This window comes from Clostridium sp. JNZ X4-2 (assembly GCF_054889485.1).
Genome location: NZ_CM142685.1, coordinates 1,186,040 through 1,201,043, shown reverse-complemented (window position 1 = coordinate 1,201,043; position 15,004 = coordinate 1,186,040). Strand labels below are relative to the sequence as shown.

The following is a 15,004-nucleotide window of genomic DNA, read 5'->3' as shown; positions in this document are numbered from 1 at the left end:
ACAATTTTTCAACTCAAGTCCCTGCAGAAGTTATTTTTTTTAATATTTCTTTACTGTCTTTCATATGTCCATAGTTTTCATTCCAAAAATGGCTTATGGAGGAATCACAAAATTTTTTAATGTCATACCCTGAACCGGACATTATACTTAGAACTCCCAAAAGAGCATATTTTGTCTTATTTACTTTTGCCAATTAACTTCACCTCTATTTTTATCTATCACAGTGATATATTATTTAAATTATTATATGACTGTGATAGATAAAGCCAACAATAAATTTTCTTGACTGCGTAACAATGTTATGTTACACTGATTTTATTCAAGAAATTAGTGAGGAGAATGAGACATGAAAGAAGAAAACCTAATTTCTAAAAAAGATCTGCTGAAACTAATGGATATTTCCTATGGACAACTATACAGATGGAAAAGAAAAAAGTTGATACCAGAAGAATGGTTCATAAAAAGGTCAAGTTTTACAGGACAAGAAACATTTTTTCCAAGGGATAAAATACTGGATAGAATAAAAAAAATCAAGAGCTTTAAAGATGATGTATCTTTAGATGAACTTGCTGATATCTTTTCTCCAACTTTTTTTCAAACATTTCTGGAAGAAAAAGATATATTGAAAAAGAACATTGTTTCAAAACAGACAATAGATTTATACAAGAGTATACATAAAGAAATAAGCGGATTTTATTTTAATCAGATTTTATTTATGACTATTGCAGACAAGTTCATAAAGTCCGGTAAAGCAAGTTTGGAAGAAGCTAAATTGGTACTTCATACTTTGGGAAAAAACTATGAAAATTTTGATGGTAAATATTTTGATGTAGTTCTTATAAGAAAACTTGGCATAGGAATATGTCTTCTTATGAGGATACCAAATGAAATATATATTGAAGATGAAGCAGTTCTGGTATTAAAAATAAATACTGGAGAATGTGTGGAAAAATTAAAATCTAAATTGATATTATAAATGAGAGGAAGTATTAAAATGGAGAATAAATTATCGGATATAAAAATATCCGGATCAGGATCAATAAACGGTGGAAGTTATAATGAAGTAAAAATCAGCGGTTCAGTTAAAATAGACGGGAATATAAATTGTAATTATTATAAATGTTCAGGCTCTTCCACTGCAAAGGGAAATGTAAAGTCCAGGATATTTGGAATCAGCGGCAGCACTAAAATATGCGGAAACCTTGATTCAGAAGAACTGTCTGTAAGTGGATCCTCCCACATATTGGGCCATATAATTTCCAAAAAAGTTAAGGTAAGCGGTTCAACACACATAGAAAATAATTTAAATGCTGAAGATGTGCAAATATCAGGTTCAATATCCATAAATGGTGACTGTGAAGCAGAAAATTTTAATGTAAGAGGAAATTTTAATATAGGTGGATTATTAAATGCAGATGATATAGATGTAGAAATGTATGGGAAATGCAGAGCCAAAGAAATAGGCGGAGAAAACATACAGGTAAAAGCAGGATCAAGCAATTTGTTTATTAAAATGATAAATTTGTTTTCCAATTATGCAAAACTTATAACAGATGTAATTGAAGGAGACGATATTTATCTTGAAAATACGGATTCCAAAATAGTAAGAGGAAATAATGTTGTAATAGGACCCAATTGTAATATTGAAAGAGTTGAATATAGGAACACTGTGGATATAGGGCAAAATTCCAAAACCCTTTGCAAAAAAATAGATTAGAAGGATAATTTAAGCAAAAATCAAGACCATCAATTAGCTGCAGCACTAACTGATGGTCAATTTTGGTCACTTCCTCCCAGGTAGTAACTTCCCTCGAGGGGATTATTTTTTTCAAATAACAGCTGCCCTAATAATTATGCAAATGTATCCACTTGTTTTTCATCATCTTCTTTTAGATTGCTGTCTGGAATTTTATTATCAGTGCTTTTCTTATCATCATTAATTTTATTGACACCGTTATTGCTCAGTTCTTCCATTTTATCCGCCGTACTTTTTATTTTTTCATTCAGAACATGGTTTACCCTGCCAATTTTGGACTCCAAGCCAATTGCCTTGCCCTTAAAGGAAGCAGCCTCATGACTTTCTTTTTTAACCATATATGCATTTCCAGTTCCAGTCATAGAATCAAGTTTAGCATCAGACTTCAATTCACTAGCTTTTCCTTCCATATCTTTTCTCACAGAATTAGCACTTTTAATCTGTGTATACATATTTGACAGATTAAAAAATAAAGCATCTCGTGAAAGTTCAATACTGCCTCCCATATTACCTGATACATCTTGTTTATTCCTCTTAACTGAAGAATCTTTATCATTCACAGAATCATCCTTACTCATATTCTCTATTTGCAGCTGTTGGATTTGTGCCTCAATATTTTGTATCTGCTCCTCCAATGGCTCTATTAGCTGCTGTTTGGTTTTTATATCGGCACTGCCATTTTTTATACTTTCTATTTGCTTTTGTACTGAGGATTCCTGACTTCTCAGTGCTTTTACTTGTGAATCAGTAGAATTCCCAATTTTCATACCAACTATGCCTCTTCCATTATCCATAGATGAAATTGAATCTATCATACCTTATCCTCCTTGTTTTAACACTCCCCAGAGGATTACCCTCTTTTCCAAATTATATCTGCTCTACCTCAATGCTGATATTATTTTTTGTAGAGCTTACATCAAGATTACAAGTTCCCAGAAGATACCCATTTTCATCACATAAATAAATCTGAACTGTATCATTTACTACAATTGAAGCCGATTCTTTTCCAATGTCAAAAAATTTACTATTACCATCTATTTTATATTGGGTGACACCGGGTAAATTTGTGGATATAGTCATCTTTTTAATTTCTTTTAAAATAGGGGATACTTCCACATTGGCGGAAATAGTATATTTTTCAGCATCATCAGGAGTACTGCCGCCGCCTCCGCCAGCACCTCCTCCGCCTCCACCAGCAGCACCGCCTCCGCCAGCAGCACCTCCTCCTGGCTGTACAGGGGTCACTGGGTTTGCATTTAGGGCAAAATTAAGCACCACGGACTTGGACAAGTTCTTCCCACTTTTAGATCTGGCATTTTTCTCTACAACAAGACTATAATTATGCTTGGCTTCATAGCCTGCTGAAGGTGGGTTTATCTTTGCGGAATTTTCGTCATCTCCTGCTGAAACACTTACGCTGATATTTTTTCCATCTGTAGTATCCTTTACAGTTATACTGCTTTTCAAGGAGTCAATATCCACAGGTCTGTTGAACTTCAATATCCAGATTTTTTTAGAATCACTTATGACTTTTGTACCCATGTCATTGTAATTTTCTGCAGCCAAAGCACCTGAAGCACCACAGAAAGTACAAAAAAACACTGTTAAAACAAAAATCAAAGCTTTGTGTTTTATAATTTTCAATTTTTGACCTCCCTAAATATTATCTTTAAAAACAGCCCTATTACTAGGACTGTTTTGTATAACTTATTCCAACTAATCACTAAAATTTATGGTAATTGGAGTTGTAACAACATCCTTAACAGTTCCACCGGTTACAGCAGACATACCAGATGAATTTATGGTAAATGTCAGATTGCTTATACTGTCCGATTTGCTGTTTGCGGAAGCTTTCCCTGTAATTTTTATTCCCACATGGGTATCATCCAGTTTTTCTACAGTATAATCCAGACCTGCAGGCAGATTTTCTGCATTTACATCTGAGTTTCTTATACCCTCATTTATTGTACCATTCTGTATTTCTAATGTTATCATCTGAGTTGCCAGACCATCTGTGCCAATTCCAGAAATAGAACCATCATTATCCGGTGTTTCAGTAAATATTGTCGGAGAAATTGATTTTATATTTGGCACTAAGGTTACAGGTATTTTTACTTTGTTGCTCTCCTGTTTTCCCGAATCCGTCCTGGTTACATATACACCGGTATCTCCAGCCGATATTCCTCCCGTTACAGTCACATTCACAGAACCTGTTGATCCCTTATTGGTTGCAGTACCTATTAAATTACCTGCCATATTGTATACATTGACCTTAGATTCGTATGGTATATTGGATACCTCCAAGGTATCATCACCAGAAGGATTGTTGTTTACTGTAACATCACTGCTATCTATCTCCTGAGACATATTGTTATTTGCATCATCTATAGTAAACGGAATCTTTGTCTCTTTCGTACTTCCGTTTATATTGTTTGTAGTATCAAGTACAAGTACATATTGACCATTAACAGTCAAAGTACTTCCAGAAGTATATGGGATGGAATTTCCATTCAGCATTATAGCTGCCTTTGTAGTACAGTTTTCTTTATCTGTAATTACAGGCGTTACTGCAGATGTATAAATTCCACCGCTGGACACTACTGTTACATCAGGTGAAACCGCCCTGTCAATAGGATCAACTCTGAATGTCTTTTCCGCAGTACTGACTGCTCCATTTTCTCTGCTGGTAGTAGTTACAATAAGCTTATACTCTCCATCCTGGGTTATGGTATTTCCCGGAACAAAGGCCACTGTAGCAGGATTTGGTATGTCAGTATAGATTACATTCCCAGCGGTTCCCTCAGCTTCTTTTGTCCTAATAAGCTGAACTGAACTATATGTGCCTCCAAGATCCATCCACTGAGGAGTAGCTTCGTAATAAGTTATTCCATCCGACCCCGGTTTTTCTGCAAAGCTTATATCCACCTTTGAAGGTGCAGCTGAATTAACTGTGAAATTCACAGTTTTGCTGTTTGAAACACTAGACGGATTCATTTTAGGATCTGTTTTCGTTCCAGTTACTTTTAATACATAGTCTCCATCTCCCTGTGACTTCAAATCTCCCAGCAAAGTGGAAGGAGTCACTTTGTCATCCACTACAGCGCCGTCCTTTTTAGCAAGTAAAGCAGTATATTTTATATTGTCCGTATCGCTGTTCCAGCTTACCTCAGGGAATGTGCTCTTTCCGTCGGCATACTCTCCGGTGGAATAGATTTTTCCATTTTCAATTCCTGTTATTTCAGGTACAGGGAAAAGGCCATAGGTTGCCACATCACTTTCCATTACAGGTCCATCCGCCTTTACCTTCAGCTGAACCTGCAGGGACAGTGTGGTTGAAATAGATGTACTTCCTCCCTGACAATCCTTCCAGTCATCTGTATTGTACCTGTACTGCATTCCTGGGGTACTTCCTACGATTCTTCCATAAACCAGATCTATGTATACAGAATCCGGTACTGCTGCCTTGCTTATTTCTATTGGCTGTGACGGTTTGCTGTCCACATTTCCTTCAATCACCAATCTAAGCATCTGTTTTTTGTCTGAACTGCCAAGTATCTTGGACTGCATGTTGCTTACAGTTATGCTGCCCTTTTCATCTGCTGCAGCCTCCACATAATCTTCTGGAAGCGCCGGAGTTGTTCCATCTGGATTTTCGTCGTTTATGTAGATCTTATATTTTTTGCCCGGCTTCAATCCATTTATCTGCTGATTCTGTGCATCAACATAAAATCCGGAAGGTGCCTCAGCAGGACAATACACTGCAACTTTGCTTCCCTCTGCCCTGTCCTTGGAAGTTACAGTTACATATAGGACTGTTCCCTCAGGATCCAGATCAAGGCCTGACAAAACAGCTTTGTAACTGCTGTTAACTGCTGCAGTCTTCATAGGCTTGGTATCGGACATACTGCCGTATAGACTTATTACATCTCCAGGTTTTAAATTAGTATTTGCACCATTTACCGTTACACTGTCATTTTTGCCTATGTTGTTTACAGCTGTTATATTATTTGCATTTACCGTACCTGAATCAAGGGCTACGCTCATAGTAACCTTTGTACCATAGCCAAGTACTGTCCCTGAAAAGTTATATACTCCCTTTTGTATCTTAGGGTTGTCCTTATCCCAGTTTACCACCAGCTGGCGGATGGTTCCGTCACTCATCATGGCAGAAACCCTTTCAGGAAAACTGAATTTTGCTATATCATCTGTAGAATATGTAGGAAGTTCATATACATACTTTACTTTCTCACTTAATGGTGGCTTTGTCACAGCAGTGCCCTTTGCAGTTCCATCGGAATCCCTGGATATGACATAGGCTTTTTCAGATTTCATATAATACAGGGTATCACCTGCTATGTTCATATAGCTTGCGGAGTCATCCACTACCTTATAGCCGTTTCCAGTGCTGTCAAGCTTGTATATTTTACCCTTGTCTACATAACTTATATAGTATATATTGTCATAGTCCAGCCCCAGTATAACAGTGGCCTTGTCAATCTGTCCATTTAAATTTGTATTTCCCTTTCCTTTTTGGGGAACATTTGTAATTATGCTTAGGGGAGTGGGATTCTTGGTATACGTCCCCATGGAGGTGTAGAGTTTTCCATCTTTCCCTGTGTAAAAAATACGATAATCACCTGCAACACTTATAAATTCCGTATCCACATCGCTTAATCTGGTTTTGGAGTTGTTCATCAAATTGTAGCTGTACAGCTTGTTTCCGTCAGAAGCATTTATATAAAATAAAAAATTATCTCCTACTCCTAAACATTCAGCAGTATCAGACAGCAGTTGTCTGCTGCCCTGGGAATCGTGCACATATATTCTTCCCCTGTCAGAACCATTTATAAAGTAGATTTTGTCACCTACTACATTCAAGCAGGAAGCCATCTCATCATCGGAAACCTTCTGTCTCTGGGTTCCGTCAGTTCTTATTTTGTATATTCTGCCGCTGTCGCTGTAATTGCTGTAATACACCCAGTCCTCCACTACATTTATATACTGGACCTCATCATTTCCTATAACGCTGTCTTCAGTACCTGTAACACTTTTTCTGTAAAGTTTGTTTTTGTCTGCAGTATTTTCATAATAAATCCACTGGCCGTCTTCATCCACAGCTGCAAAACCGGTGTTGGCCAAATTAGAGGCAGTGTTGCCGTGAACAGTGTCATAGGTTGGATCCAATGCGGAAGTTGCAGCCAGAATTACAGAAGAATTAAAACTTCCTGATGTAGATGTACCCTGGTTAAAATTTATATATCCATTGGCAAGTTCCGTAATTCCATCACTGTCATATATGGAAAGTATGGATCCATTTCCCAGTAAATTGTTTCCTATATAAGTAACAGTATCTGTAAGAGGTGTAACTGCACTGTCCCCCACTTTAAAATATGCTGCGTTTTTAACTCCGGACATTTCCGACACCTTTACCGTATATATGTTGAATCCTGTAGCTATTTGATTATAAGTTACATTCACTATGGCATACATGCTTGTATTTACATCAGTAGGGTCTGCAAACTTACCGTCTGCACCCTTGACAATTTTTTTCTTTACTCCTGAAGCATTATAATAAGTCAATACACCACCTGAATATGCTACAATTTTTTCCTCAGGTTCTGGAGAATTGCTGAATATATCCTTTGCATCACCGTCGCCTCCTACATAATATATTTTTCCCGGATTATTCATAAGCTGGTCGTTTATATTGGCCAAATTGGCTGAATTATTTAGATAACCCATGTCATAAACATTATTTCCAACTATCAATGAATTTGCCGGCAGTTTGGCATACACTGCAGTACTTAGCCCAAGCATCACAGCTGCAGTCATAACCAGCAATTTTGTTTTCTTCAATTATATTCCTCCCCGTTTTTTTAATAATTATTACTATATTCGCACAGTTACAACAAATTTTTAGTGTTGAACCTGTAAAGTAACATCCAATGTATTGGTCCCTTTTGAATTTATATAATTATTTATAGTTGCTGTAACATTGTAATTTTGTGAATTTCCAACACTTACATAAGGAGGATTCCACAAAAGAACAGTAACTTTCTTTTGAACCCTGTTTCCAGTCACAGGATCTATTATAACGGCTCTCAGTTCATCTGTAGCTTCCGACATATTGTAAATTCCAGTATTTCTTATAGGTATAACTACCGGTATTAAAGTATTGCTCGTATTATTTTTGGTTGTAATTCCAAGTATCCTTGGAATTATTCCTATTGTAGCCTTGACTTTGGTGTTGTTTCCTATGGTACCCTCCAGGGTAACCTCTGAAATTCTACAATCATCTACATTTTCTTTATCCACATAAGTTGCATCTATATTAATAGCCTTTGTCCAGGTCACCTTCACAGGCTTTTTGGTCTTTGGATCCACTACAGTAGAAGGATATGCCTCTCCTTGAATTATAGCCTGCAATTCTCCAAGATCTGATGCATCATTGTCCCCTGGATTATCCGGATAATTTGGATCTTTAGGATCTTGTCCGCCTTCTCCTGTAACTATAAGCATGAGATTTACCTTCTTGCTGTAGCCATCCACAGTTCCGGAATAAGTATAGACACCTTTTGCATACTGGTTTTCATCCCCCCAGGTTACCCTGACGCTTTGAACGGAACCGTCACTCATTGTTGCCGGAACCTCAGAAGGCAGTGTATATGAAGATTTGTCGCTTACAGTAACTTTTATATTGTCTATGGACTTTATGGTCTTCACTGTTTCACCGCTGTCAGCAACTGTAAGTGTAAGCTTTACCTTTTTGCTGTATTTATCCACCGTTCCATAAAACACGTAAACTCCAGGCTTGTTTCCCGACTGTGTTCCATAATCCCAGGATACAGGTACCTGACTTGTAGTACCATCTGTCATCTGGGCTGAAATTGTAGTTGGGAGATCAAATTTTTCCCTGCTCACTGCCGTATCCTCCAAATCATCGATCTTGTAAGGAAGTGGTTTTACAGTAAGAGTGGTGTATACAATTTTGTCAGTTCCCTTTACAGTTCCCTTGAAAGTATAAATGCCCGGCTTTGTTGTATTTACCTGGGTCAGGTTCCAATCCACAGCCATCTCCTTTTTGGTTCCGTCCGTAGCCGTTATCATCATGGTAGCACTGGGAGTATACTTCTCGTTCTGCCATATGGTATCCGTCATGTTGTCCGTATTTCCCACCTGCAGTGGAAGGCTGATAACTGCTTTCTCCAGATCATCACTTACAGACAGCTCCCCTCCCATTATTCTCAAATCATTTATTATGTGGGTTTTGAGAAAATCAGCTGTAGCCTGATCCAACGGGCTGTCTACAAATAGTACCGGTGAGGAAGTCTGAGGAGCCAGTGCAGATGCTCCCAATGAATCAGGAAAATCCCTGGCAGACGCCACATAAAGGGTTCCTGTATTCACTTCATTTTTAAAAGCCTCTATTACACTTACATTTCTGGCATATGCATTCCCTGAACCTATTCTTCTCACATTGGAAATACCTTCTAAAATACTGCTGCTTATAGTATTTTCATCTCCTATTACATATATCTGATCAAATTTAGAAGATTTTCCAAGATACTTTTTCACTCCTTCAGGCATATAATCTCCTTCAGTAAGTATTACAGGCATTCCCTTCAAAGCAGCTATGGAGGCTATTGTCATTCCAGCTCTAAAATCATTTCCATTTATTACAGCCACTTCACTGCTTTTCCCAATTTTTGCGGCTATTTTCAATGCCGTATCATATCTATCACTGCCGCCTATTCTAGTAACCTTCATTCCCCTGGCTTTGAGAGAATCCTCTATACTCTGGGACACCACTGCCTTGCCGCCGATTACAAATACATTTTTTACATTCAGCCTGGTAAGTTCCGAAGATGTGTATGGATTCAGATTATTATAGCCGGTTAAAAGTATTGGTGCATTGTATTTTTTTGCCAGGGGTGCCGCTGAAAGAGCATCCGGATAATTTTCCCCGTTTACCAGCACTGCATAATCGGTGTTTGTACTCCACCCTGCATCACAGAGCTTTGCCGCTGTCTCATATCTGCTTGAACCGCCATATCTGTCAACTGCCGGAGATGCATACACCTTTGCAGTACCCATAAATGCCGCTACTGCAGCTGCTGCAACCAAAAAGGCAAGTCTTCTGCTTTTAAGTACTTTTTTCATTTTAAAATTGCTCATAACTTATAAAGATACTCCCTTCTTCAGTTTTCATCAATTACTTCACCAACAGCATTGAAAAAATTTCTATAATTGTCGTACATGGTTATCTTTTCCTGTGCAAAATTTCTCTCCTTTTGTCTCTGCTCAAGTGTATTTTGAAGATCATCAATGATATTGCTGCTGCTGTACCCCGGACTCTGCAATCCAATAGTCTGAATCCGTGCCTCTATATTTTGTACATCCTCAGAAGCCCTATCTGCCAAATTCCTGTAATAATCATATCTATAATCGGAATATATATAGTTGATCCTGTTTATGATTCTCTCCATATCTAAAGCATTGTAAGATGTAGAAAGTTGATTTTCCAGACTCTTTACCTTCATGTTCATTTCATCTTTTTTACTTATGTCTGCAATTTCATTTTGGGTATTTGAAAGATCCAGTCTTACATCCCTGAGCTGCTCGTCACTTAATCCTCCATAGGTTATTTTTTCATTAAGCCACTGGGACTCATTTTTTAGATTCTCAAGAACTCCGCTATAAGCTCCAGTTCCATAAGAACCATAGAGCACCCTGAATTTGAGTTTGTCATAATTGCTGTAATTGTAGGAAATCTGAAAATCATTTATCTGCTGTTTTATTTGGGCATTAATAGTATCATCTAAAGAATACACAGTTTGTCCGCTTATGTTATTTATGTCGAAATCCCTATAGTAAAGAGATTTTTCATAAGGTAATATAGGTGTATAATCCAAAATAGGATTATCCTCCAGATACAAAGTGGTCAGATTTGAAAGTTTGTTCAAATAAGTAAGTTTATTTATATCATTACCGCTTAAATTCAAATATTTAAGTTCTGTCAAATCCTGAAGCGGTTTCAGATCATCTCCATCTATGCTGTCATTATCACTTAAATCCAGCCAGGTCAAATTTGTCAGTTTTTCCAGCGAATTTAAATTGGACACGCTGCTGCTGCTTAAGTTCAAAGTATTCAAAGATGTGATCTTTTCAAGATTGGCAAGGCTTCCTATATTTGTCCCCTTTAAATTAAGTGAAACAAGATTTGTCAATCCTTTCAAATTGTCAAGATCTGAACTGTCTATTGAATTTTTATAGCTGTAACTCCCGCTTACATTGGAATTACTTAAATTCAAGGAAGTTAAACCGGTCATATATTTGAATACACTGCCGCTCACTTTATCTTCATCATCCGAATCATCATCACTAGAATCTTTTCTGTAATATGACAATGTACTTATATCATTATCACTTAAATCCAGCTGTTTCAAACCTGTAATATTGGACAAATAGGATACATCGGATATTTTATTGTGACTCAAATTCAAATCCTGAAGGTTGTACAGTCTAAAAAGTGGTTTCACACTGCTTATCTGATTGAAGCTTAAATCCAGGCTGCTTAAATTTGTGCAATTTTCCAATCCGGCAATATTAGTTATTCCTTCATTGCTTAAATCAAGGGATGTAATATTCTTTAAATCAGAATAATTCAGAGTACCTGTGGTTTTCCCAACTTTTTTCCTTATAAGTTTTTCCAGGTTGCTGTCTTTAAAATCCGTTACGGAAGAATCTCCCGTACTGACATTTTCATCTCCAAGCAAAGTCCCAAAGATATCATTTACCCTGGTATCCGGCAGCACCAGCTGTCCTCCCAAAATTGTAAGATATTCCGGCACATCATTATCCTCATTGTCATCAGGTATTTTAGTTAAAATAAAATTCTTTATAAGCTCCAAATTTGACGATGCTGAAAGAATAACAGGAGATTTGCTTTTTGCAGCTTCAGCTGCACCAGACAGTGCATCGGCAAATCCATCTCCTGAAGCAATATACAAATTATTCATGCTGAAAAGATCACCGCTGCTTGTATAATCTCCTGATGTATTGTAGTTTTCAACAAACCTTGCTATTACATTTATATTTCTTTCATATTTGTCTGCACCGCCTATTCTCTCTACATTTCCAAATTGCTGGTCGCTGACATCATCCCTGAATGTATTTTCAAATTCCCTGATCACGTTATCACTTATCACGCTGTTGTCTCCTACTACGAACACCTTCATGTTTCTAAATTGTCCCTGATTACTGCCGTCAGAAGTTTGTCCCTTCTGAGGATTGTTATAATCCGCATTTATTGTGGTGTTTAGAGCTTCTATGTATTTTTTTGTACTATCGGGCATAACATCCTTAGGCAGCAAAATCACAGGAACACCCATTGCTGCAGCTGCCGTTCCTATGGACACAGCATCAGCATAATCCTGCCCTGTAGCTGCCATAAGAGTATTGACTTTTCCAAACTTTTCAGCAATTTTTACTGAAGTATCATATCTGTCAGTTCCTCCTATCCGCTCCGTCTGTATTCCAATGGAACTCAACTGGTTTATTATGTTGTCACTTATGGAAGCTGTTCCCCCTATTATAAATACCCTGCCTACATTAAGTTTTTTCATTTCATCAATTATATAACTATCTACATAATTTCTATGGCTCAAAAGTACAGGTGCATCATATTTTTTTGCCAGAGGCACGGAACTCAATGCATCCGGATAATCTTCTCCGCAGGCCAAAACAGCATAATAGGAGGAAGACCATCCATCCTGTGCAACTTTTAAAGAGGTTTCATACCTGTCTGCACCTGCCAGTCTCTTTGTAATGGGAGCAGAGGCACTAACCCTGTATGATAAGGTAAATCCAAGAATAATTGACAATATAAAACCAAATATAAATTTTTTTCTTATAATCACAGTTTTTCCTCCAAATAATCCATGATATAAATAACAGCCATTATCATTACTTAACCTTCGTTTTATTTATTCTCTTAATTTATCGGCAGCTTATCTAAAATACTTTAGTATATATAAATAAAAAAAGCCTCCAACTCCTTCCGGGACACTTCCTTTTTTTAATTGTGTTCTTCCATTTAATGTTTGACATTCCATATTTTTCATTATATAATTAGGTGGAACCAAATTTGCCGTAAGAGGCTTTACACAGGCACTGGCACGTGAATTAGCTCCTAAAATTACAGTAAATGCATATTGTCCTGGTATTGTAGCCACAGATATGTGGGAACAAATTGACGAAAGTCTGGCACCTTATCTTGGTGTTAAAAAAGGAGAGGCTTTTTCCGAATATTGCAAGCAGATAGCAATGGAAAAACCCCAAAAACCTGAAGATGTAGCCGATCTAGTATCTTTCCTGGCTTCACCTAATTCAGATTACATTACAGGACAGGCTTATATTACTGACGGCGGAATAGTCATGAGTTAATTGATATTTGAATAACATTCCATCAGCTAAGCTGGTGGTTTTTCTATTTTCCCCCTTATGTGGTATGGAAAATAAAAATGACCAAATTGCAAATGAGCTGAAACTTTTTTAATAGTCATTCAGATATAGTTCTGATCTGGAATTTATTTAGAAAATTGAATAAAGCTTATCATGTAAAGCAGGTTTATTCAATAAAAAATTCACTTATATTGAAAAAATATATAAAAAAGTATACAATGATCATAATAAATATAAATTTCACTTGATAAAAAGCCATCAAAAACAAGGGGGAATATAAATGGAACTTAATAAAAAAATTGATGAAATGAAAGAAGAGCTGATTAAGGCAACTCAGGAAGTAGTTAAAATTAAAAGTACTCAGGATGAAGGAAAATCAGGTATGCCTTTTGGCGAAGGCGTTGGAAAAACACTGGACAAAGCTCTTGAAATTGCAGCTAACCTTGGGTTCAGCACATATAAAGAAAAAGAAGGATATTATGGATATGCAGAATATGGTGAGGGAAAAGATTATGTAGCAGTTTTGGGACATATGGATGTGGTACCGGAAGGAGATAATTGGATTCACCCGCCTTATGGAGCAGAAATTCATGAGGGCAAGATTTTTGGAAGAGGTACACTGGACGATAAGGGTCCGACAATTGCAGCTCTTTTTGGATTAAAGGCCATAAAGGATCTTAAAATACCTCTTTCAAAAAAAGTAAGGGTTATTTTTGGAACAAATGAAGAGACAGGAAGTTCCGAGATGCATGTCTATAATAAAAAAGAAAAGGCCCCAGTATCTGGATTTACACCAGATGCCATGTATCCACTTATAAATGCTGAAAAGGGTATAAGAAGATTTCACGTTGTTAAAAAATTAAGTCCTTGTAATTGCGGAATTGCAATTAAATCATTAAAAGGTGGAATAAGGCCCAATATGGTACCTGACAAATGTGAAACTGTAATAGCCGCAAAGGATACTGAAGGCATTATAAAAGCAGTAAAGGAATTTTCAGATAAAAAAGGCTTTAATATGAAAGCTGAAGTTGTAAAGAATGATGTAGTTCTGCACACATTTGGAGTAGGTGCTCATGGAAGTATGCCTGAATTAGGAAAGAATGCAATAATGCAGACCTTTGACTTCTTGGGAACTGTTGCAAAGGGATCCTGTCCTCTTGCAGACTATATAAATCTTTTCAATAAATATATTGGATTTGAAACAGAAGGCACTTCCCTTGGAATAGCTTGTGAAGATAAACCATCAGGAAAATTGTCGCTGAATGTAGGAGTTGCCGAGATCAATGAAGAGGCGGCAGATCTATGGCTGGATATAAGATATCCTGTTACTGTGAAAGGTGAAAAAATCATGGACACCCTTTCCAAGAAATTTGGGGAATGCGGTGCAAAAATAGAAAGAGTAGAAGCTGATGAACCTCTTTATTTCTCGGAAGACAGTAAATTGGTTAAAACTCTTCTCAATGTTTATACTGAGCAGACAGGTAAGGAAGGAAAAGCTTATGGAATAGGCGGAGGGACTTATGCCAAGGAACTTCCAAATATAATTGGATTTGGGCCAATATTCCCGGGGAAACCAGATCTTGACCATCAGGCTAATGAATATATTGAAATCGAAGACCTAATAATGAATGCTAAAATATATGCTCATACAATATATGAACTTGCAAAATAGTTAGAAATATACTAATGGGTATAGATTTATATGAAAACTAAATCTATACCCATTAGAGAATGTCAGTAGATTTGTGTAAAAACCAAATCTACTGACATTTTTTTGCTTATTTT

8 protein-coding genes and 2 pseudogenes are annotated in these 15,004 nt (G+C 36.9%); 4 read left to right on the top strand and 6 right to left on the bottom strand.

The features are described from left to right. Positions 1-61 precede the first annotated feature (61 nt). Positions 62-193 (bottom strand): annotated as a pseudogene (locus ACYUJ6_RS05670) (PadR family transcriptional regulator); the annotation flags it as partial. A 153-nt stretch (positions 194-346) separates the two neighbouring features. Between ACYUJ6_RS05670 and ACYUJ6_RS05665 the strand changes: the two are divergent. Then, positions 347-976 (top strand): YhbD family protein, encoded by a 630-nt coding sequence (locus tag ACYUJ6_RS05665; RefSeq protein WP_461844867.1) that lies wholly within the window; start codon positions 347-349, stop codon positions 974-976. Between the two features lie 18 nt (positions 977-994). Beyond that, positions 995-1,717 (top strand): polymer-forming cytoskeletal protein, encoded by a 723-nt coding sequence (locus tag ACYUJ6_RS05660; protein WP_461844866.1) that lies wholly within the window; start codon positions 995-997, stop codon positions 1,715-1,717. 134 nt (positions 1,718-1,851) lie between these two features. Here ACYUJ6_RS05660 and ACYUJ6_RS05655 read toward each other — a convergent pair whose 3' ends face one another. The 5 genes from ACYUJ6_RS05655 to ACYUJ6_RS05635 form a co-directional block, all read right to left on the bottom strand. Continuing rightward, the gene (locus ACYUJ6_RS05655) at positions 1,852-2,571 is read right to left on the bottom strand and encodes a FlxA-like family protein (protein ID WP_461844865.1); all 720 of its coding nucleotides are present in this window, start codon (positions 2,569-2,571) and stop codon (positions 1,852-1,854) included. Between the two features lie 52 nt (positions 2,572-2,623). Beyond that, positions 2,624-3,400: an Ig-like domain-containing domain gene (locus ACYUJ6_RS05650; protein WP_461844864.1), complete on the bottom strand. Its 777-nt coding sequence runs from the start codon at positions 3,398-3,400 to the stop codon at positions 2,624-2,626. Positions 3,401-3,472: 72 nt separating this feature from the next. Next, positions 3,473-7,612, bottom strand: a complete 4,140-nt coding sequence (locus ACYUJ6_RS05645) for a DUF5050 domain-containing protein (RefSeq protein ID WP_461844863.1) — start codon at positions 7,610-7,612, stop codon at positions 3,473-3,475. A gap of 60 nt (positions 7,613-7,672) precedes the next feature. Next, positions 7,673-9,931 carry a cell wall-binding repeat-containing protein gene (locus ACYUJ6_RS05640; RefSeq protein WP_461844862.1) on the bottom strand — a complete coding sequence of 753 codons (2,259 nt, stop codon included), beginning with the start codon at positions 9,929-9,931 and terminating at the stop codon, positions 7,673-7,675. 23 nt (positions 9,932-9,954) lie between these two features. Further along, positions 9,955-12,675, bottom strand: coding sequence for a cell wall-binding repeat-containing protein (locus ACYUJ6_RS05635; protein WP_461844861.1), 2,721 nt, complete (start codon positions 12,673-12,675; stop codon positions 9,955-9,957). A 229-nt stretch (positions 12,676-12,904) separates the two neighbouring features. On the opposite strand from ACYUJ6_RS05635, the pseudogene ACYUJ6_RS05630 reads away from it, so the two are divergent. After that, positions 12,905-13,201: pseudogene (locus ACYUJ6_RS05630) on the top strand (SDR family oxidoreductase); the annotation flags it as partial. A gap of 298 nt (positions 13,202-13,499) precedes the next feature. Then, on the top strand, positions 13,500-14,891 hold the full coding sequence (gene pepV, locus ACYUJ6_RS05625; RefSeq protein ID WP_461844860.1) for a dipeptidase PepV: 1,392 nt from the start codon (positions 13,500-13,502) through the stop codon (positions 14,889-14,891). Positions 14,892-15,004: the final 113 nt, after the last annotated feature.